The sequence below is a fragment of the Streptococcus oralis genome (genome assembly GCF_006175905.1).
In the GTDB taxonomy this organism is placed as follows: Bacteria; Bacillota; Bacilli; order Lactobacillales; family Streptococcaceae; genus Streptococcus; species Streptococcus oralis_BG.
Map to the genome: position 1 here is coordinate 619,066 of NZ_SSNB01000001.1, position 19,169 is coordinate 638,234.

23 protein-coding genes, 1 tRNA gene, 1 rRNA gene, 1 other RNA gene and 1 pseudogene are annotated in these 19,169 nt (G+C 41.3%); 1 reads left to right on the forward strand and 26 read right to left on the reverse strand.

Going from position 1 to position 19,169, the window contains the following annotated elements:
- Window positions 1–50: 50 nt before the first annotated feature.
- From E7Y33_RS03055 to E7Y33_RS03115, 14 genes and pseudogenes are all read right to left on the reverse strand, one after another.
- Window positions 51–221, reverse strand: a pseudogene (locus E7Y33_RS03055) (phosphoribosylaminoimidazolesuccinocarboxamide synthase); the annotation flags it as partial.
- 49 nt (window positions 222–270) lie between these two features.
- Window positions 271–978: a phosphoribosylaminoimidazolesuccinocarboxamide synthase gene (purC, locus tag E7Y33_RS03060; protein WP_161976025.1), complete on the reverse strand. Its 708-nt coding sequence runs from the start codon at window positions 976–978 to the stop codon at window positions 271–273.
- A gap of 168 nt (window positions 979–1,146) precedes the next feature.
- Window positions 1,147–2,496, reverse strand: a complete 1,350-nt coding sequence (comB, locus tag E7Y33_RS03065) for a competence pheromone export protein ComB (protein WP_139689609.1) — start codon at window positions 2,494–2,496, stop codon at window positions 1,147–1,149.
- Window positions 2,497–2,508: 12 nt separating this feature from the next.
- The gene (gene comA, locus E7Y33_RS03070) at window positions 2,509–4,662 is read right to left on the reverse strand and encodes a peptide cleavage/export ABC transporter ComA (RefSeq protein ID WP_139689610.1); all 2,154 of its coding nucleotides are present in this window, start codon (window positions 4,660–4,662) and stop codon (window positions 2,509–2,511) included.
- Between the two features lie 611 nt (window positions 4,663–5,273).
- Window positions 5,274–5,462 carry a hypothetical protein gene (locus E7Y33_RS03080; protein WP_139689612.1) on the reverse strand — a complete coding sequence of 63 codons (189 nt, stop codon included), beginning with the start codon at window positions 5,460–5,462 and terminating at the stop codon, window positions 5,274–5,276.
- A 92-nt stretch (window positions 5,463–5,554) separates the two neighbouring features.
- Window positions 5,555–5,755: a bacteriocin immunity protein gene (locus tag E7Y33_RS03085; protein ID WP_161976026.1), complete on the reverse strand. Its 201-nt coding sequence runs from the start codon at window positions 5,753–5,755 to the stop codon at window positions 5,555–5,557.
- A gap of 38 nt (window positions 5,756–5,793) precedes the next feature.
- Window positions 5,794–5,949: a hypothetical protein gene (locus E7Y33_RS09420; RefSeq protein WP_180833634.1), complete on the reverse strand. Its 156-nt coding sequence runs from the start codon at window positions 5,947–5,949 to the stop codon at window positions 5,794–5,796.
- 241 nt (window positions 5,950–6,190) lie between these two features.
- Entirely contained in the window at window positions 6,191–6,367 is a 177-nt protein-coding gene (locus tag E7Y33_RS09425) for a hypothetical protein (RefSeq protein WP_180833635.1), read from the reverse strand.
- A gap of 13 nt (window positions 6,368–6,380) precedes the next feature.
- Complete coding sequence (locus tag E7Y33_RS03090; protein WP_139689614.1) at window positions 6,381–6,539, reverse strand: class IIb bacteriocin, lactobin A/cerein 7B family; 159 nt, start codon at window positions 6,537–6,539, stop codon at window positions 6,381–6,383.
- A gap of 15 nt (window positions 6,540–6,554) precedes the next feature.
- Window positions 6,555–6,698 (reverse strand): class IIb bacteriocin, lactobin A/cerein 7B family, encoded by a 144-nt coding sequence (locus E7Y33_RS03095; protein ID WP_139689615.1) that lies wholly within the window; start codon window positions 6,696–6,698, stop codon window positions 6,555–6,557.
- Between the two features lie 439 nt (window positions 6,699–7,137).
- Window positions 7,138–7,374 (reverse strand): acyl carrier protein, encoded by a 237-nt coding sequence (locus E7Y33_RS03100; protein WP_044020017.1) that lies wholly within the window; start codon window positions 7,372–7,374, stop codon window positions 7,138–7,140.
- A 5-nt stretch (window positions 7,375–7,379) separates the two neighbouring features.
- Window positions 7,380–8,372 (reverse strand): phosphate acyltransferase PlsX, encoded by a 993-nt coding sequence (gene plsX, locus E7Y33_RS03105; protein WP_139689616.1) that lies wholly within the window; start codon window positions 8,370–8,372, stop codon window positions 7,380–7,382.
- Entirely contained in the window at window positions 8,369–9,139 is a 771-nt protein-coding gene (recO, locus tag E7Y33_RS03110; RefSeq protein ID WP_139689617.1) for a DNA repair protein RecO, read from the reverse strand. Before recO ends, plsX begins: the two co-directional genes overlap by 4 nt.
- Entirely contained in the window at window positions 9,136–10,305 is a 1,170-nt protein-coding gene (locus E7Y33_RS03115) for a pyridoxal phosphate-dependent aminotransferase (protein ID WP_045593785.1), read from the reverse strand. The genes recO and E7Y33_RS03115 overlap by 4 nt, the downstream gene beginning before the upstream one ends.
- Window positions 10,306–10,456: 151 nt before the next feature.
- Between E7Y33_RS03115 and E7Y33_RS03120 the strand changes: the two genes are divergently transcribed.
- Entirely contained in the window at window positions 10,457–11,467 is a 1,011-nt protein-coding gene (locus E7Y33_RS03120; protein WP_139689618.1) for a YeiH family protein, read from the forward strand.
- A gap of 28 nt (window positions 11,468–11,495) precedes the next feature.
- Here the strand turns inward: E7Y33_RS03120 and E7Y33_RS03125 are convergent, their stop codons facing one another.
- The 12 genes from E7Y33_RS03125 to rrf form a co-directional block, all read right to left on the reverse strand.
- The gene (locus tag E7Y33_RS03125; RefSeq protein ID WP_139689619.1) at window positions 11,496–11,933 is read right to left on the reverse strand and encodes a CoA-binding protein; all 438 of its coding nucleotides are present in this window, start codon (window positions 11,931–11,933) and stop codon (window positions 11,496–11,498) included.
- 119 nt (window positions 11,934–12,052) lie between these two features.
- The gene (locus tag E7Y33_RS03130; protein ID WP_000010174.1) at window positions 12,053–13,021 is read right to left on the reverse strand and encodes a ribose-phosphate diphosphokinase; all 969 of its coding nucleotides are present in this window, start codon (window positions 13,019–13,021) and stop codon (window positions 12,053–12,055) included.
- A 213-nt stretch (window positions 13,022–13,234) separates the two neighbouring features.
- Window positions 13,235–13,729, reverse strand: coding sequence for a beta-class carbonic anhydrase (locus E7Y33_RS03135; RefSeq protein WP_161976027.1), 495 nt, complete (start codon window positions 13,727–13,729; stop codon window positions 13,235–13,237).
- Window positions 13,730–13,801: 72 nt separating this feature from the next.
- Window positions 13,802–15,163 (reverse strand): DNA repair protein RadA, encoded by a 1,362-nt coding sequence (gene radA, locus E7Y33_RS03140; protein ID WP_080976174.1) that lies wholly within the window; start codon window positions 15,161–15,163, stop codon window positions 13,802–13,804.
- Entirely contained in the window at window positions 15,160–15,627 is a 468-nt protein-coding gene (locus E7Y33_RS03145; RefSeq protein ID WP_000796430.1) for an isochorismatase family protein, read from the reverse strand. Before E7Y33_RS03145 ends, radA begins: the two co-directional genes overlap by 4 nt.
- Before the next feature lie 9 nt (window positions 15,628–15,636).
- Window positions 15,637–16,080, reverse strand: coding sequence for a dUTP diphosphatase (locus E7Y33_RS03150; protein WP_000701976.1), 444 nt, complete (start codon window positions 16,078–16,080; stop codon window positions 15,637–15,639).
- 54 nt (window positions 16,081–16,134) lie between these two features.
- An RNA gene (gene ffs / locus E7Y33_RS03155) (signal recognition particle sRNA small type) lies at window positions 16,135–16,233 on the reverse strand.
- Between the two features lie 32 nt (window positions 16,234–16,265).
- Window positions 16,266–16,733: a tRNA adenosine(34) deaminase TadA gene (tadA, locus tag E7Y33_RS03160; RefSeq protein WP_001110098.1), complete on the reverse strand. Its 468-nt coding sequence runs from the start codon at window positions 16,731–16,733 to the stop codon at window positions 16,266–16,268.
- A gap of 200 nt (window positions 16,734–16,933) precedes the next feature.
- A complete protein-coding gene (locus tag E7Y33_RS03165) occupies window positions 16,934–18,220 on the reverse strand; it encodes an adenylosuccinate synthase (RefSeq protein ID WP_049478107.1) in 1,287 nt (428 codons plus the stop codon).
- A 241-nt stretch (window positions 18,221–18,461) separates the two neighbouring features.
- Entirely contained in the window at window positions 18,462–18,698 is a 237-nt protein-coding gene (gene comW, locus E7Y33_RS09500; protein WP_139689621.1) for a sigma(X)-activator ComW, read from the reverse strand.
- Window positions 18,699–18,906: 208 nt separating this feature from the next.
- Window positions 18,907–18,980 (reverse strand) — tRNA-Asn (locus tag E7Y33_RS03175).
- Window positions 18,981–18,985: 5 nt separating this feature from the next.
- A 5S ribosomal RNA gene (gene rrf, locus E7Y33_RS03180) occupies window positions 18,986–19,101 on the reverse strand.
- Between the last annotated feature and the right edge of the window lie 68 nt (window positions 19,102–19,169).

Here is a 19,169-nt window from a genome sequence, read left to right on the forward strand (position 1 = left end):
TTATTCCTTTATTTCAGCTCTTGCAATGTTCCCAAATGACCTTGAAGGTTCTATTTTAAACCTTGCAATTTTTCCCAGACAACTTCATAAACATCTGTCAGTTCTCCCAAGCCACGACGGAAAACATCCTTGTCCATGTGGTTACCGTCAGCGTCCCAAAGTCGGCAGTTATCTGGTGAAAATTCGTCTGCCAAGATAATCTTGCCATCCTTATCAAAACCAATTCCTTTATTTCAGCTCTTGCAATATTCCCAAACAGCCTTTAGGTTATTACTTCAACTCCTGCAATTTCTCCCAGACAACTTCGTAAACATCAGTTAGTTCTCCCAATCCCCTACGGAAAACATCCTTGTCCATGTGGTTGCCATCTGCATCCCAAAGTCGGCAGTTATCTGGTGAAAACTCGTCTGCCAAGATAATCTTGCCATCCTTATCAAAACCAAATTCCAGTTTAAAATCGATCAACTTAAGACCAATCTCAGCAAACCAAGCTTTCAAGAGCTCATTGATACGACGGGTTTCTTCCTTCAAGTAAGCAATCTGCTGATCATCCGCAATTTTAAGGAATTTCACATGCTCGTCATTGATAAAGGGATCATCCAAATCATCATTTTTATAGTAAAATTCGACAATTGGAGTCTCAAATGCGATACCTTCTTCTACACCAAAACGTTTTGAAAAGGAGCCAGCCGTGTAGTTGCGGAGCACAACTTCCAAAGGAATAATCTCAACCTTTTTATTGAGCTGTTCCGTGTCTGAAATTTTCTCCACAAAATGAGTCTCCACACCAGCCGCATTTAATTTCTCAAAAATAAAAGATGAAATCTGATTATTTAACACTCCCTTGCCCGCAATCTGCTCCTTCTTGACACCGTTGAAGGCAGTTGCCTGGTCCTTGTAAGTTGAAATAATGAGATTTTCATCCTCAGTTGTATAGATATCCTTGGCTTTTCCCGAATAGATCAGTTGTTTTGACATTTTAAAGTTCGCCTTTCGTTTTACTTGAGCACATTCTACCACAAAAGCATGAAAAATTCAAGGTTTTTACGAATAAATAACGTTTTCCTATTTTAAGCGTAAAGAAAAACTGCAAGATGAACTCTTCTTACAGTTTTAAAATCATTTATCCTTTGAAAAACACGAATATTACCCTTTATTCAAAAATTGATCCCAAAAATAACGGAGGTAGCTTTTCTTTCCTGTAATCATCTGTAGGCGGCCTTCTAAACCATAACGAAGTTTTTCAGCCTGCTCTGAAGTTAAATTAGTCTCCGCTTCAATTTTAAAGAAATTTCCTTGTTCAGTCTTTGTAGCTGTCGCATCAATACTTGTAATCGTAGAATCCAGGAAAATTTGATTCTTGGCATCATTAGTCGTTGTATAACGGACAGAGTCCCCAATCTTGACTCTAGCAACATCTTTTGAACTGAGATAGGCTGTGAGTTTGGTTTTTCCTTCTTTTTCCAAGGATGGATAGAGTTGGGCTAGCAGGGTTCCTTCTGCGACCATCGTAGATTCACTAGTCTCAGGATTGAGGTGAAGCACCCCATCCTCACTTGCTGTAATCTTCCCCTTATCGAGGAGACCTCCCTGGACTTTCTTACCCGACTCTGCTTCTAAAATTTTCTGATCTAGAAGAGTTAATTCCTGACCGACTTTAACTAGGTGCTGAGATTTGAGCGATTCCAGTTGACTATCTAGTCCCGTTGCGTGAGCCTGTTGAGCTCCAGATCCCGCATACTGCACACGATAGGTAGCTAAACTAGACTCTAGCTGGGCAATTTGTGCATCCACCTGTGCAATAACTTGCGATTTAGCTTGCGGATCTTCTTTACCTTGATTTTTATAGGTCTGGTAAAAAGAGTAGGCTGGATTCTGACTATCCAATTGAGCTCCTGTTTCAATCGCTGACTTAGCTGTTTTGTAGTCTCGGATTTTATCCTCTGTTTGGCTGATAAGATTGCCAATCTCGGCCTGGCTCTGACTTGCTGCCGCATTCTGCGAGGAGATGCTGGCATTTTGCTGAGAAACATTACTTCTGAGACCATTCGCTTGGCTGAGATAATCTCGAAACATCTCCTGGTAACCAAACTTATCTGCCTCTGGGAATTGATCACTCCCCTCTTTCAAACTGGATTGCAAATACCCCAACTGCTTTTTTTGATCCTTTAGCATCTCCAATTGACTGGCATATGCCTCAACCTGGACAGCCTCCGCCCCTTGCTGGTACTGAACGAGCAGATCTCCTTGCTTGACCAACTTGTTTTCTTCCAGATAGTTGCCCACAATGCGTTGGTTGCTAGTCGACTGGATATTGACAATGATCCGACTAGGTTCGACAGTCGCTCTGGTAGACAAACTAATCTCCTTCTCTGCAAAAACTGCAAATCCTAGTAAAAACACGAGCAGAAGTGACATAGGTAAAATCACCCGACTGGAAAAATTATGATAACGACGATTATAAAACTCCGCACTTTCTAAAAATTCTGGTTTCATCCTCTCCTCTTTCTAGCTATTCACCAAATGGGCGTAAAAGCCATCCTGTGCAAGCAAGTCTGCATGGGTACCTTCTTCAACAATCTTGCCCTGATTCAAGACAACAACCTTCTCTGTCCGCTCAGCGATGGTCAAGCGATGGGCGATGAAAATCAAGGTCTTGTCTAAAGCCATGAGATTATCGACAATCCGCTTCTCTGTCAAAATATCCAAACTGCTAGTCGCCTCGTCCAAGATCAAGATAGGTGCATCCGTCAAGAGAGCACGCGCCAGAGCGATTCGCTGCCGTTGCCCACCAGAAATTCCAGCCCCATCCGAAGTTAATTCTGTCTGATAATTCAGGGGCATACGCTCGATATCCTCCCGAATCTCGGCCAACTCAACCGCCCGTAAGATATCTTCCTGAGTCGTCCCCTCCTTGGCACCAAGGAGAAGATTCTCCAAAATCGTTCCGTTAAAGACATAGGGCTGTTGAGGCAGGTAGTTGATATACTGACGCAAAGCCTTTTTGTCAATCTGATTGAGATTGACACCACCCAGACTAATCTCTCCCTGACTAGGGTCATAGAAATTAACCATCATCTTGGCCAAGGTCGTCTTCCCTGATCCTGAAATCCCTACAAAAGCCACCTTAGAACCTTGCGGAATGGTCAAATTGATGTCCGACAAGACGTCACGACCATAGCCATACTTATAGTGAACCTGCTTAAAGGTCATATCTCCCTTCATCATACTCAGATCTTCTACCGTTTTCTTCTCCTCAAACTCCGAAGCTACCAGATAAACCTCATTTAAGCGATTATTGGCAACCTGCGCTGTTTGAAGTTTGGTTTGCAGGTTGATGATATTTTCTAAAGGATTGGTAAAGTAAATAAGCAAAGTATTATAGGTAATCAATTGCCCCAAACTCATCTTGCCATCCATGACCAGAACAGCTCCCATCCAGAGAACGGCAACATTGAGCAAAAGCTGAGCAACTTTTTTCAGAGCCTTTTGCTGGCTTTCTGCCCGACTATAGGCAAAGGATTTTTTCAGATAAGCTACAAATTCCTTGTCAATCTTTTGGTAACGCTGACTTTCACTGGTCAAAGATTTAATAGTCTCAATACCGTTGATGTCCTCGATAATAGAAGAAGACAGAACCGCATTGGCTTCCATAGTGTCCCGATTCATCTTTTCAAAAGGCTTCATAAAGGCAAAGATAATCACTGTATAGATGGGAAGCGCAAGTAGACTAATGAAAAAGAGCGTCATATTTTGTGAAAACAAGACCAGCGAGATAATCAAAATCGTCGACACATCTAGGAAAATCGACAGAATAGTCGACGCCAGTGCATCGATGATACTATTGGCATCTGTAAAACGAGAAACGATTTCTCCTGTCCTGCGTGTCGCAAAAAAGGACATCGGCAGGTGAAAAACATGCTTGATATAGGACAAAATCACGTCAATCGACAAGCGTTGCCCAAGGATTAGTAGGAGATATTCCTGCGCGTAGGACAAAATCTGCTGGAGGATATAGACGATGACCAGCCCAATAGAGATAATACCCAGCGTCGAGCGCATCTGATCTGGCACGTAACTATCAATGATGGACTGAAGATAGTAGGAGCCCACGATATTGATCAAGGTTACCAAGAGTGTCGCTAGGACGATATTGGTAACTAAGCCACGCTGTTTGAATAAAATCGGCAAGAAGGATAGGAGACCCTGTTTCTTCTCCTTATGAGGTTTATAGCCCGGAGATGGCGCCATAAAAATACTGACCCCTGTCCACTCTTGCGCAAAACGCTCACGGGAAATCTTGGTCAGCTTGACACCAGGATCCGGATCAGCGATATGAATGTGCTTTTTATCCTGACCTATCACCACATAGTAGTGGAGCAACTTTCCTTCCTTGAGCACATGAGCCACAAAAGGAAAGGTCAAATCTGGCAGATCAAAGAGCGTCATATCCGCCTTGATAGCCCGCGTCTCAAACCCAATCTCCTCTGCCACCTTTACAAGTCCCAAAGCGGTCGTCCCATCCATGGTCGTCTTGGCTAACTCTCGTAGATGAGCCAAGGAGTAATAACTACCGTAGTAGCCAAATACCATAGCCAAGGAAGCCACGCCACAATCCATCTGATCCACCTGGGGACGATAGTGCCTTTTCCCAAATTTCATATCCATCTCCTTTTTTCTAACAATCTCTTAAAAACTTTGTAATATTATTTTAACCAAATAAGGATAAAAACAGGAAAATATTCCTAAATAAACTATTTTTACGCCTAAAACGCACTTTAAAAAGCATAAACTATCATTTAAATGTAAAAAGCAGAACAAAAGTTCTGCCTAGGTCATTCAATTACACGGATTTCTTGCCTTCCCCACTTCATTTGTGAATAGTGTATAAAACGATAAACGCAAACACAGGTGGCACCATATAACTACTTTCACTCATTGTTAGCTGAAATCCAAGAGTTGCTAGAATCCCAAAGATGAAAACATTCATCAAAAACAGGAAAGTGAATAGTAGAACATATTTTACAATCCTATCCATTCTATTCTCCTTTTCTTTCTCCTTGGCCCCGATACAGTAAAATAAAAACCACTAAGAACAAGGAAATCGTAGGCACATCAAAATATTCAAACCATGTAGGTAGATGTATCTTGTTTACATCAGCCACGATTCTAATAATTAGATAAGCTATCGAGCTAAATAATACAGTGGTCTCTGGCCAAGTTTTTCGTAATAATTGAACAACTTTCATCTCAAACTCCAATCTGATGGTCCATCAATTCCCAATCGTACTTTCTGTTGTTTTGTACTTGTACCCTACATAAAACAGACCAAGCAGAATTGGATAGGTTTCTGGATAAAACAAGGTATTGATTGTATTTTTCAATATCAAATTCGTTGCGATATAAAGAATGATCGATACGACAAAATACCCCTCAGCAAATCCTAATAAGATTTTTTTCATGGTAGACTCCTATTTACCTGATAATAAAGGCGGAGAAACTCCGCCATTTACATGCACAAAATCCTTTTCATTCAGATTGATCTTTTATAATTTTAATTATTTTTTGACAAATCTTTGCAAAAAATACCAAAATAGCCCGAAGCAAGCAAACCAAATACAGTCCATTGCCAATCAAAGGATACTAATGAACCTGTACGAATCAGATGAAGCGCGAGATGCAGGCCGATTGCCAACAAAGGAATTATAGTGGCTAGCTTAGGTAAGAGTGTATTGAGATTCAGGTTGCGATTCATGATTAATTTCCTTACATACTCTATCCCAAATTTTTAGCTTAACGTCTGCTTCCTAGATAACGCCCATACATATAAGAAGCGACTCCCAAAATACCCCAAGCTATTGCTGTTGAAGCAGTGACTACGATGCCTCCTTCAGTAACAGATAAGTCTGCTTCTGTCATGATGTCAAATTTTTCATCCAGTTTTTTCATTGTTTCATTCTCTCCTTTTTAAATAATACTGGCTAATCCAATAGCTACTCCAGCCAAAAGTCCCACTATTCCTGAAATCGCTATAACACTTGCTGCAAAATCTTGCTAAAAATTCATTTTCTCTCTTCTATCCTTTTCATTTATAATCACTTAAATATAATCTTCAAGAATGAAGTTCTCATTTATAATTAGCTAAAAATTTGTAAGAATATAAATTTCTAAAGATTTTTAAAACAATGTTTTATACTTTATTTCGGGATGTGTCCAAATAACTCATCATTAAAATAAGGATTGGAATCCATAATTCTGAGCCTACATACTGATCAACTTTAAAGGGAATTACATTTAAATCACCTAGCACACAGAGTGCTCCAAAAATGATTAAAAGCACACCTATTAAATTTTTTTGATTTTTCATACCTGATCACTTTTTATCCAAACCTACGTTTTAAATCTTGCCCGATCAATCTACCGCCAAGGAAAATAGTCACTCCTATACCAATCGTAGCTAATGTGATCACGCCTCCATCAGTATTCATCAATTCGTCTTCTGTCAACTCTGCCCAATTATTTAAATTATTCATATTCATTTTATCCTCCTATTATCACATAAAGTATCCCCAAGCAATGCCGCCAATAAGTAAGATGCCTCCTACTACCACAGCGGTAACAGAACCCCCATCCACATCCGTCAATTCTTCTTCTGTAAGAGCTACAAAGTTCTGTTCCATGTTGTCAAAATTTGTCATCTTTTTTCTCCTTATTTTTTCTATATATTTAATCTTTAACCTCTAAGCCACTTAAATAGCCAGATTGGGTAAATTACTGAAATCATTTTCTTCTCTCCTTCCTTTTCTTCTCACTTATCTATTCGAGAAGTAATTTAAAATGAACAGGTAAATTTCATTTATTTTAAATACCATTTGATCAACCATGGCAATAAGATTGGTAAATACATCGCGTAATCTCCTTCCCTTTTTCCTTACCTATCTATTCGAAAAACAATTCGAAAATGAACAATTCATTCATTTTTATTTTAAAAACCAATTAATAAACCACGGATAAAAATCGGTCACATACATAAACGTTCCTCCTTTTTCTTTCTCATCTCTTTATTCGCAATTTCTACTAAAAGTTTCTCTTTTTTCCGCAAATAAAAAAACAACATGACTTGCATGTTGCTTTTGGCTATTTTTTATCTTTAATAATTGCTACTACATCCGCTACACTTTGAAGTTGATCGATTTCCTCATCAGTGATTTCGATACCAAATTCATCTTCTAGTGTCAAGACGAACTCCATCAAGTCCACTGAGTCTGCATCGAGATCGTCTTTCAAACTCAAGGCTTCTGTCACGACGAAGTCTGCTCCCTGTCTTTCTTGGATAATGGTCACAATACGGTCAAAAATTTCTTTTTCTGTCATCTTTTTTATTCTCCTGAAAATTCACGCGCAGTCTGAGCAACTACGTCTGTTTCTAGCATGGTACGAATCTGACGAATCGTACTGTACACAGCCTTGGCATCACTTGAGCCATGAGTTTTTACAACTGGCGCCTTAACACCAAACAAAACTGCTCCTCCAACATCTGAATAGTTAAGCTGTGTCTTCAACCCCCTAAGACTATCCTTAAGAAGTAGAGCACCTAGCTTCGCTCGAAGGCCACCACCCGTAATAGCATTTTTAAGTAAGCCCATGATTCCCAAAGCTGTACCTTCGATGGATTTGAGAACAGCGTTTCCCGTGAAACCATCTGTTACGACAACATCCGCAACGCCATTCATCAGATCACGCGCTTCCACGTTTCCGATAAAGTTCAAACTTTCATCAGCTACTAGCAAGTCATAAGTTTCCTTACGAAGCGGATCTCCCTTGCTACTTTCTGTTCCGTTGTTGAGCAAACCAACACGTGGTTTTGCAATCCCACGAACATTTTTCGCATAGAAGGAACCTAAAACAGCGTATTGGTGCAGATGATGGGCTGTATTTTCTGCATTGGCACCGAGATCTAGCATATCAAAACCTTTTCCATCGATGGTCGGCAAGGTCGACATGAGTCCTGGACGATCGATATTTTTGATACGACCCACAATAAAGAATCCTGCAGCCAACAAGGCACCTGTGTTGCCAGCTGAGAGGACAGCGTCTGCTTCTCCCTCCTTGACTGCCTTGGCTGCTAATACCATGCTGGCATTTTTCTTCTTACGGATAGCTTTTGTCGGCTCATCGTCTGAGTTGATTTTCTCATCCGTATGGATGATGCTAACGCGCTCTGTCGCTGTTAGATATTGCTTGATCTTACTTTCATCTCCGTAGAGTTGAATCTCAATATCTGAAAAGTCAGCAAGGGCTTGGTTGACACCCTCAACGATGGCTTGAGGTGCGTAATCGCCCCCCATAGCATCTACTGCGATTTTTTTCATTTGTCTTCCTCTTTTAGTAATTGTCCCCAGTCTGCTAGGGAATCAATAAATTTCTTTGATTTAAGGTGAATCCCAACGTACTCTTCGTAAAGTTGATCCATAAATTGGCGTAGCTCTTGCTTGATTTCTGCCTTAAGCGAAATGGTCTCCAAGGTTTCAAAATCAATAGCCTGAAATTGATTGAGCAGATAAGGGATGTTGGGATTCAGATGGCAACGTTTCTCGTCCTCATGATAATGATCCGGACAGAGGCAGGCTCCATATTTGAAAGAAAAATCAAAGGCCTGACCTACCCGATGGCAAAAGACACACTCATTAAAATTGAGCCCAATTCCAAATCGGGTCAAGATTTGAATTTCAAAAATATTGGTCAAAACTTGATAATCCAAGCCCTCTTCCATCAACTCTAGAGTCTTTCTCAAGAAGGCAAACAAGGAAGCATCTTGCTGATTATCCTGCAAACTAGCATCGGCCAGAGCCGCAACATAAGTCGCATAAGCCATGACAAAGAGGTCACTATTGATCTTGGGAAAGGTCATCACCTCATGATAGTCCTCAATGTAGCTAAGCCCGTCATCATTGATCCGCAGGAGAAAACGAGCTAGTACCAAGGGCTGAATAACAGGAGCTAGTTTAGATTGACCAGCGTGTTTGACGAAAAACATGCGCTTCCCAGCCTGCTCGGTGAAGATCTTGACTAGCTTATCATCCTCCCGAAAGTTACGATTGTAGAGTACGAGACCTTGACTCGTAATAGACTGGATCATGCTTCTCTCATGTACTCCTCAAGTCGTTTCATGGCCTCCTTGATTGTTTCCATGCTGGTTGCATAAGACAGACGAACATAGCCTTCTCCGTAGCGACCAAAGGCAGCACCAGGGATAAAGGCAACAGCCATCTTCTGGGCAAAATCCTTGAGAAAAGCAAAGGAGTCTTGATTGTAACCTGCTGGAATCTTAGCAAAGATATAGAAGGCACCGTCTGGTTTGATAATTTCAAAGCCAAGAGCTGTCATCTTCTCGATAATGTAATCTCGACGCTGGATGTATTCCTTCTTCATAGGCTCTGCGTCGTTTTTACCAGCGGTCAAAGCCTCCACCGCAGCATGTTGAGCCATGGTATTTGCGGCAGTAACCAAATATTGGTGACTCTTGATTAACTGAGCTGTGAAAGCCGCAGGAGCAAAGATAAAGCCTAAACGCCAACCTGTCATAGCATGCGATTTAGACAAGCCATTGATAATAATAGCCTGGTCTCTCAGCATCGTTCCCAGAGATACATGGGCTTCGCCTGTGTAGGTCAATTCTGAGTAAACCTCATCACAGACAACAAAAATCTCATACTTGCGTAAAACGTCTGCCAAGGCTTCCAACTGCTCCCGACTATAGGTAATTCCTGTCGGATTGGCTGGATAGTTGAGAATGACAGCTTTGAGCTTGTCCCCTTGCTCCAAAATGGCCTTTTCCAACATCTCAGGAGTCAAGACAAAACCATTTTCAGTTGTATCAATCTCGACAATCTCTGCCCCAACTAGATTGACAATCGGCTCATATCCTGGATAGGCAGGAGCTGGCAAGAGCACCTTGTCCCCCTCTTCCAAAATAGCTGTCAAAGTAGCAGATAAAGCCTCTGTCGCCCCAATTGTAACCAAAATTTCATTTTCAGGATTATAATCTAGCTGGTATTTTTCTTTTACAAAGTCGCTAGCAGCCTGGCGCAAGGTCAGTAAACCGCTCATCCCTGTATAGTAGGATTGGTTCTGGTCAATGGCTCGCTTGGCTGCCTCCTTGACATGATCTGGCGTTGTAAAATCAGGTTCCCCCAAGGTCAAACGCAAGACCCCAGGAATCTCCGAAATAGCCTGATCAAACTGGCGAATCAAGGAAACTTGAATCTTGTCTAACTGTTTATTAAAGCGCTTGGTTAAGTCCATAGATATCCCCCTTGCTTACAGAACATAGTACTATTATACTACAAAAGCTCCCTGACCGCAAAATCCATCTGAAACCTGCATTTTTCACTTTCTGTTTTACTTTTCTTCTCGACAGGAGTATAATAATAAATGCTTATTTTCGGAGGTTTATATGTCATTTTTATCAAAAAATGGAGCAGGCATCTTTGCGTGCCTTCTCATTTCTATCATATCTTGGTTTCTGGGAGGATTTTTTCCCGTCGTGGGTGCACCTGTCTTTGCAATTTTTGCTGGAATGCTCCTAAATCCCTTTCTCTCATCCTATAAACAACTGGATGCTGGATTGACCTTTAGTTCTAAAAAATTACTCCAATATGCCGTTGTCTTGCTAGGTTTTGGTCTCAATATCTCGCAAGTCTTCGCAGTTGGGCAATCTTCACTCCCTGTTATCCTCTCCACCATTTCAATAGCCCTGATTATTGCCTACCTCTTCCAGCGCTTCTTTGCACTGGATACAAAACTAGCTACCTTGATTGGAGTGGGATCTTCTATCTGTGGTGGCTCTGCCATTGCAGCGACAGCGCCCGTTATCCATGCCAAGGAAAAAGAAGTTGCCCAAGCCATTTCCGTTATCTTTTTCTTCAATGTCTTGGCTGCGCTCATCTTTCCAACCCTAGGAACCTGGCTTCACTTATCAAATGAAGGCTTCGCCCTCTTTGCAGGAACTGCGGTCAATGATACTTCTTCTGTGACGGCTACCGCCAGCTCCTGGGACAGTCTTTATCAGACCAATACCCTTGAGTCTGCAACCATTGTGAAACTCACGCGCACCTTAGCAATCATCCCCATCACACTCTTTCTCTCCTACTGGCAAAGTCGCCAGCAAAAAAACAGCCAAGATTTCCAACTAAAAAAGGTCTTCCCTCTTTTTATCCTTTACTTTATCCTGGCTTCTCTCTTAACAACTCTTCTCACCTCTCTCGGTGTGTCTAGTAGCTTCTTCACCCCTCTCAAACAACTCTCCAAATTCCTCATTATCATGGCCATGAGTGCTATCGGTCTCAAAACCAATCTGATTGCCATGGTCAAATCCAGCGGGAAATCCATTGTTCTCGGAGCCATCTGCTGGATTGCTATCATCCTTACCAGCCTAGGTATGCAGGCATTAATTGGTATTTTCTAACACAAAAGGTAGCCTACTGGCTACCTTTTTATTGCTCAAGAATTAAGCGTGTGTGTTCTCTCTTGATACAGCGATTCATAACGATGTCATCGCATCCTCCAGCACGCAAGATTTCTTCCGCTTCTAGGCTTTCAAGTCCCAGTTGTGCCCAAAAAATCTTGGCATCAGCCTTGAGAAAATCACGCGCCACATCTGGTAAAAATTCACTGCGACGGTATACATTGACAATATCGACAGGAAAAGGAATCTCAGCTAGACTCGCATAAGCCTTCTCTCCCAAGATTTCCCCACCTGCAGCCTTGGGATTAACTGGAATGATTTTATAGCCCCGAGCTTGCATTTCCTTGGTCACTCGATTACTAGTTGTTTCCTCACGATCGGACAAGCCCACTACTGCTAACGTTTTACTGGTTGTAAGATACTGACAAATCACACCATCACTTGGATTGATAAATTCTTGACTCATAGAAATCCTCCTTTTTTCTCAGTATAGCACATTTTGAAAAGGCTTGCAGATTTTGACTATAAAAATCTCCTAGCAAGAAAAGAAGCCTGCTAGGAGTTCTGTCTACTTCAAGTGAAAGATTAAATCTTTTTCTCAATACAAAATAGGGGAGAAAGAGGACGTTTTTCGTGGATACGAATAATAGCATCGCCCAGAAGATGAGCAATCGAAATTTGTTCAATCTTATCAATCAAACGCTCTTCTGGTAGGTAGATAGTATCCAAAACAACCAATTTCTTAATAGCTGATTTTTGGATATTGTCCATAGCTGGCCCTGAAAGAACTGGGTGCGTACAGCTTGCATAAACTTCAACAGCACCTGCTTCAGCAAGAGCATCTGCCGCATGACAAATAGTTCCAGCTGTATCGATCATATCGTCAATCAAGATACAAGTCTTACCTTCTACCTTACCAATGATGTTCATCACTTCACTGGTATTCATCTTGTCTACACTACGGCGTTTGTCAATAATCGCAATCGGAGTTTTCAAAAACTCTGCCAATTTACGAGCACGAGTCACCCCACCATGGTCTGGGCTGACAACCACGTAGTCAGAGCCAACCATGCCACGACGTTCAAAATAGTCCGCAATCAATGGAGCACCCATCAAGTGATCTACAGGAATATCAAAGAATCCCTGAATCTGTGCAGCGTGCAAATCAATCGTCAACAAACGATCTACCCCAGCAACTTCTAGCATGTTTGCAACGAGTTTTGCAGTGATTGGCTCACGCGCGCGCGCTTTTCTATCCTGACGTGCATAGCCATAGTAAGGCATAACAACATTGACAGATTCTGCACTAGCACGCTTCAATGCGTCCACCATAATCAAAATTTCAAGTAAATTATCATTTACAGGTGAACTAGTTGATTGTAGGATAAAAACGTGTTTTCCACGGATTGATTCTTCGATGTTGACCTGAATCTCCCCATCTGAAAATTGGCGAACAGTCGATTTCCCCAACTCTATCCCAATTTCTTGCGCCACACGCTCTGCCAATTCTCTATTAGAAGAAAGGGCAAACAGCTTTAAATCAGAAAAAGACATGATTTCCTCCGGTATTTATGTATCACTTGTTTTTACACAACATTTTCCATCTACCATTGTAGCGCTTTTTCCTTTATTTTTCAATCAAAAATAAAACAAGAGTAAACATTTATACCCTTGTTTTATACTATTTTATATTAGCTATATTAAAACTAAAAATCCTACATTTTAACAATCGATTTTATGCTAGGATGAGATTTTTTCGAGACAAAGTTAGTATACCTCTCTCATACTTCCTGTATCCACATCATAGACAGCACCTGAAATAACCACATCATCAGGAATCAGTGGAGATTCTCGAAGCAATTGCATATCCTCTCTCACACTCTCTTCAACATCCTGGAATGGTAAAAAATCTTGATCAGATACATCAACTCCGAGCTCGTGTTTCAAATGTTCATGAAAACTTTCATTTTGAAAGGTTTGAGCTCCACAGTCGGTATGGTGAAGCACCACAATCTCTCTAGTCCCCATTTGTTGCTGGGAGATCACCAGTGAACGAATTATGTCTTCAGTCACTCGACCACCCGCATTCCGCAAGATATGAGCATCCCCAAGGGCCAAACCTAGAGCTTGCGCAACGTGTAGACGTGAGTCCATACAGGTCACGATAGCTACTCTGGTTTTGGGTTTAAGTGGCAGATTTAACTGCCCATGTAGGGCAACATAAGCCTGATTGGCTTGCATAAACTGTTCAAAATACGACACGATTCCCTCCTCAAAAATTTGACAATCAAATATTTCTCCTATCTTATCATTTTTAAGAAGATTTGTCACGGATTATGCAAAGACCTTTTTCAAAACTTCCTGAATAGTCGTCACACCAATGACTTCAATTTCCTTGGGTGGAGTGATTCCTGTCAAGGAATTCTTGGGTACATAAATCTTGGTAAAGCCCAGTTTTGCCGCTTCATTGATGCGTTGTTCGATACGATTCACGCGCCGAATTTCTCCGGTCAAGCCCAGTTCACCCACAAAACATTCCTGAGGATTGGTAGGCTTGTCCTTGTAACTAGAGGCAATAGCCACTGCAACGGCTAAGTCAATGGCAGGCTCATCCAATTTGACGCCACCAGCAGATTTGAGATAGGCATCCTGATTTTGCAAGAGAAGTCCTGCACGCTTTTCCAAAACAGCCATAATCAGACTAGCACGATTGAAATCAAGTCCTGTCGTCGTGCGTTTAGCATTTCCAAACATGGTTGGTGTTACCAAAGCCTGAACCTCCGCCAAAATCGGACGAGTCCCTTCCATGGTCACAACGATTGACGAGCCAGTAGCCCCATCCAAACGCTCCTCTAGAAAAACTTGACTCGGATTGAGCACCTCAACCAATCCGCCCGACTGCATCTCAAAGATGCCAATCTCATTAGTGGAACCAAAACGGTTTTTGACCGCTCTCAAGATACGAAAGGTATGGTGGCGCTCCCCTTCAAAGTAAAGCACCGTATCCACCATATGCTCCAACATACGCGGACCTGCCAAGGTTCCTTCCTTGGTCACATGTCCTACGATAAAGATAGCAATGTTATTAGTCTTCGCCAACTGCATGAGTTCAGCCGTTACCTCACGCACCTGAGACACAGACCCCTGCACCCCTGAAATCTCAGGAGACATAATAGTCTGGATGGAGTCAATAATGAGGAAGTCTGGCTGAATTCTTTCTACTTCTGCGCGAACACTCTGCATATTGGTCTCTGCATAGAGATAAAACTCACTATCAATATCACCCAAGCGCTCTGCACGGAGTTTAATCTGCTGGGCAGACTCCTCCCCACTGACATAGAGAACAGTCCCTACTTGGGACAGCTGAGTTGAAACTTGTAGGAGAAGGGTTGATTTCCCAATCCCAGGATCCCCACCGATGAGGACGAGACTTCCTGGTACCACTCCGCCTCCAAGCACACGGTTGAATTCCTCCATATCCGTCTTGGTTCGATTGACATTGATGGAAGTCACCTCAGCCAGTTTCATGGGCTTGGTTTTCTCACCTGTCAAGGACACACGCGCATTCTTGACCTCTGCAACCTCAACCTCTTCTACAAAAGAAGACCAAGACCCACAGTTTGGACAGCGTCCTAAATACTTAGGTGAGTTGTACTCACAATTTTGACATACAAATGTCGCTTTTTTCTTAGCTATAATAATTCTCCTTTTACGGTTACTCCGAAAGAATGCCACTTATACAATGTATTTTGAAATTTATTCTGGTTGGCAACTCCGACAGCAGACAAATCGACAGAAACCTGATAATTCTCCTTGACAGCTGCCAAGACGGAAGCCTTGACACAGAAATTGCCATCTACCCCTATAAACTCTATGCTCTTAGCACCATTTCCCTCTAAAAAATCTTTTAAATCTGGATTAGTAAAGCAAGAAGCCCGACACTTCTCAAAGATACGAGAAGATACAACTAACAAGTTGGTCGCAAATTTCTTCTTTCTATCTTTTCTCTCCCAGAAAAAACGATTGAGAATATAGATAACTCGGTCGCTGGGATAAGTAGCAATTTTGTCATTTACAGCTGCAGTCAGTTCTTCATGATATGCTTTTCCTACAGCAACATAATCTGACTGCATGTCTACAACTAATAAATAGTCTGCCATTTTATCCCTCTATTTCCCTGTCGATCCAAATCCACCAGTCCGCACGCCATCTGCCTCATCTCCATCTGCAATCAAGAAAGGAGCAAAGACAGCCTGAACCACACGTTCCCCAACTTCGAGAACCACTTCCTGATCAGTAATATTTTTCATCTGAGCAAAGATATGTCCTTCATTCCCTGGATTGCCATAATAGTCTCCGTCAATGACACCCACAGAGTTAATCAAGACCAAGCCTTTTTTACGAGGGTTTGAAGAACGGTCATAGAGATAGAGCACCTCTGTCGGTTGCATATAAGCCTTAACTCCTGTTGGGACCAATATAATCTCACCTGGCGCAATGACAGTTCGTTCGGCAACCTTTAAATCGTACCCAGCTGCATGAGCTGTCTCACGCTTAGGCAACAAATTTTCATCTGTAAAACTCGAAACCAATTCAAAACCACGAATTTTCATATTTTTCTCTTTTCTATAATCATTTATTCTAGGCTATTTTATCTTATTTATTCGAAAAAAGCACGAAAAAAGAGCACACAATTCACATCGCTTAGGGCTGCTGGATTCCTCCCCTGACCCGCTTCACGCAGAACTGTTGCTCCACTATTCATTATACCACATTCCCCTCTGTTTTTAAAGAGAAATTATTTTTTCCGTCGATTTCGGAAAAAGTCCTGCATAATCGCTGCACAGTCATCTTCCAAAATTCCCGTTTCTACCTCTACACGATGATTGAGACGCTCATCTGTCAAAATATCGTACAAGCTTCCAGCTGCACCAAATTTCTGATTCTTAGCCCCGTAGACTACCTTTGGAATACGGGCAAGCCCAATCGCCCCGCTACACATGACACAAGGCTCAATGGTCACAAAAAGCGTACAATCGAGCAGGCGCCAGCTCTCCTCACTCACATTCGCATTCTCTATAGCCATGATTTCTGCATGCATGACCGCCCGTTGCAACTCCTCGCGCGCATTATGCCCCCTACCAATGATTTCTCCATCCTTGACAATCACACAACCAATTGGAATTTCATCGTGTTCTAAGGCAATCTCAGCCTCTCTCAAAGCCTCTCTCATAAAGGCTTCTTTTTCTTCAACTGTATAATTCATCGTTCTTCTCTTTTCCTACTTGTCGATTTTATTATTATATCATGATTCTCAAGACAAAAAAAGCCACCGAATGCGGTGACTTAATAGGGAGATTATTATGAAAAAGAAAAGTTTAGGATATTTGTTACAACAAGTTAGGAGGTCTTCTTGTAACTGTCTATAGTATACCCAACCTGTCTTAAACTAATCTTAAAAATCTCCTATGACCAAACACTTTCTAAAATATTAGTTTGTTCACGACCGGGACCTACTGAGAAAGTTGAGATACGAACACCAACCAACTCGCTTACACGACGAACATAGTTACGTGCATTCTCAGGAAGGTCTTCTAAATTACGGACTCCAGTGATGTCTTCTGACCAACCTGGCAATTCCTCGTAGATTGGCTTGCAACGTTTCAACTGCTCAAGACTAGCAGGATAGTAATCAATACGTTGACCATCAAGATCATAGGCCACACAGATTTTCACAGTATCCAAACCACTCAAAACATCGATAGAGTTCAATGAAAGATTGGTAATCCCAGATACACGGCGGCTGTGACGCATCACAACTGAGTCAAACCAACCTACACGACGTGGACGACCAGTTGTTGTACCGTATTCATGACCTACTTCACGGATGCGATCCCCCACTTCATCAAATAATTCAGTTGGGAAAGGTCCGTCACCTACACGACTCGTATAGGCTTTACAAACACCTACAACCTTGTCAATCTTACTTGGGCCAACACCAGACCCAATTGTCACACCACCAGCGACAGGGTTTGACGACGTAACAAATGGATACGTACCTTGGTCGATATCTAGCATAACACCTTGCGCACCTTCAAACAGCACACGTTTGCCATTATCAAGCGCATCATTCAAGATAACGGATGTATCTGTCACGTATTGCTTGATTTGTTGACCATACTCATAGTATTCTTCAAAAATATCGTCAACTGAAATAGGGGTACTATCATATAATTTTTCAAACAAACGATTCTTTTCCGCAAGATTGCGTTCCAAACGTTCACGGAAAATATCCTTATCCAAAAGATCCGCAATACGAATTCCAACACGAGCAGCCTTATCCATATATGCTGGACCGATTCCCTTGATTGTAGTACCAATCTTATTGTCACCCTTAGCTTCTTCCTGCAAGCGATCCAACTCAATGTGGTAAGGCAAAATAACATGCGCACGATCAGAAATACGCAAGTTATCAGTTGTCACACCTTCATCATGAAGATAGCTCAACTCTTTCACAAGAGATTTAGGGTTTACAACCATACCGTTTCCAATAACTGAAATTTTTTCAGGGAAGAAAATTCCAGATGGAATCAAGTGCAACTTAAACTTTTTACCATCAATAACAATGGTATGACCTGCATTATCACCACCTTGGTAACGAGCAATCACTTCCGCATTGGCTGAAAGAAAATCTGTAATTTTCCCTTTACCTTCATCGCCCCATTGGGTACCTACAACAACAACTGAAGTCATAATAAAATTCGTCTGAGCTACTAGGAGCTCGTCCTTTCTCATATACATGGCAGGAATTTCACCCGCAATTATATCTTACAATTTATTATAAGAAAAAAACACTATTTTATCAAGAAGAAACAGTAGAAAAGATTTGGAAATTCTTTCATTTCTAAATACAGAAGCCTTTGATTATAAGCTAATTCTATATTTTTTAAAAACTAGCTACAACTATCGTTCGTAATTATGATATAGATGCTTCCTATTGGATAATAGTTGTACCACCTTGCAGGAATTTATCTAGATATAGACGATAAGCTGTTTTAAAGTGATATAGTGAAAATTCCCTATCACTTTTTATTTTAAATCGGATTAAGTAATATAGTAAAAAACGAAGATGAAGTGATTCCCACTCTGAACAACTCTGGCCTAAAGAGACATATTCTTGTTCAACTAGTTTCAAAAAGACGAATGCTCGATCATAAAATTTCTGAAGCATATAAAAATTCCCTTTCTTATTAGTAACACTAGTCTAACAAAAAAAGGAACTAAAAAAGCTTCAAATCCTATAAAAGAAGAATTTAAAGCTAAACGAACTAAAAATAAAATAAAGAGGTAATTATAGATTTAAAAATTAAAATTTGAAATTTCAACAGTCCAATATATTTATAAATAAAAAAACGCTCAGTTGAACGTTTCGATTTATACTCCGCCAGTAGGACTCGAACCTACGACATCATGATTAACAGTCATGCGCTACTACCAACTGAGCTATGGCGGATAAAAGCTAAGCGACTTCCATATCTCACAGGGGGCAACCCCCAACTACTTCCGGCGTTCTAGGGCTTAACTGCTGTGTTCGGCATGGGTACAGGTGTATCTCCTAGGCTATCGTCACTTAACTCTGAGTAATACCTACTCAAAATTGAATATCTATCAAATCTCAAGAAAACCTCACACTTCGTATTCT

Excerpts from the sequence above, each read along its gene's own strand:
- recO (WP_139689617.1), bottom strand. The coding sequence starts at position 9,139 with ATGATCCAGTCTATTACGAGTCAAGGTCTCGTACTCTACAATCGTAAC.
- purC (WP_161976025.1), bottom strand. The coding sequence starts at position 978 with ATGTCAAAACAACTGATCTATTCGGGAAAAGCCAAGGATATCTATACA.
- E7Y33_RS03125 (WP_139689619.1), bottom strand. The coding sequence starts at position 11,933 with ATGAGTCAAGAATTTATCAATCCAAGTGATGGTGTGATTTGTCAGTAT.
- plsX (WP_139689616.1), bottom strand. The coding sequence starts at position 8,372 with ATGAAAAAAATCGCAGTAGATGCTATGGGGGGCGATTACGCACCTCAA.
- comW (WP_139689621.1), bottom strand. The coding sequence starts at position 18,698 with ATGCTTCAGAAATTTTATGATCGAGCATTCGTCTTTTTGAAACTAGTT.
- E7Y33_RS03090 (WP_139689614.1), bottom strand. The coding sequence starts at position 6,539 with ATGAATATGAATAATTTAAATAATTGGGCAGAGTTGACAGAAGACGAA.
- E7Y33_RS03100 (WP_044020017.1), bottom strand. The coding sequence starts at position 7,374 with ATGACAGAAAAAGAAATTTTTGACCGTATTGTGACCATTATCCAAGAA.
- E7Y33_RS03145 (WP_000796430.1), bottom strand. The coding sequence starts at position 15,627 with ATGGCAGACTATTTATTAGTTGTAGACATGCAGTCAGATTATGTTGCT.
- E7Y33_RS03095 (WP_139689615.1), bottom strand. The coding sequence starts at position 6,698 with ATGACAAATTTTGACAACATGGAACAGAACTTTGTAGCTCTTACAGAA.
- tadA (WP_001110098.1), bottom strand. The coding sequence starts at position 16,733 with ATGAATTATACAGTTGAAGAAAAAGAAGCCTTTATGAGAGAGGCTTTG.
- comB (WP_139689609.1), bottom strand. The coding sequence starts at position 2,496 with ATGAAACCAGAATTTTTAGAAAGTGCGGAGTTTTATAATCGTCGTTAT.
- E7Y33_RS03120 (WP_139689618.1), top strand. The coding sequence starts at position 10,457 with ATGTCATTTTTATCAAAAAATGGAGCAGGCATCTTTGCGTGCCTTCTC.
- E7Y33_RS03150 (WP_000701976.1), bottom strand. The coding sequence starts at position 16,080 with ATGAAAATTCGTGGTTTTGAATTGGTTTCGAGTTTTACAGATGAAAAT.
- E7Y33_RS03080 (WP_139689612.1), bottom strand. The coding sequence starts at position 5,462 with ATGAAAAAAATCTTATTAGGATTTGCTGAGGGGTATTTTGTCGTATCG.
- E7Y33_RS03115 (WP_045593785.1), bottom strand. The coding sequence starts at position 10,305 with ATGGACTTAACCAAGCGCTTTAATAAACAGTTAGACAAGATTCAAGTT.
- E7Y33_RS09420 (WP_180833634.1), bottom strand. The coding sequence starts at position 5,949 with ATGAAAAAACTGGATGAAAAATTTGACATCATGACAGAAGCAGACTTA.
- E7Y33_RS03130 (WP_000010174.1), bottom strand. The coding sequence starts at position 13,021 with ATGTCTTTTTCTGATTTAAAGCTGTTTGCCCTTTCTTCTAATAGAGAA.
- comA (WP_139689610.1), bottom strand. The coding sequence starts at position 4,662 with ATGAAATTTGGGAAAAGGCACTATCGTCCCCAGGTGGATCAGATGGAT.
- E7Y33_RS03165 (WP_049478107.1), bottom strand. The coding sequence starts at position 18,220 with ATGACTTCAGTTGTTGTTGTAGGTACCCAATGGGGCGATGAAGGTAAA.
- E7Y33_RS03085 (WP_161976026.1), bottom strand. The coding sequence starts at position 5,755 with ATGAATCGCAACCTGAATCTCAATACACTCTTACCTAAGCTAGCCACT.
- E7Y33_RS09425 (WP_180833635.1), bottom strand. The coding sequence starts at position 6,367 with ATGAAAAATCAAAAAAATTTAATAGGTGTGCTTTTAATCATTTTTGGA.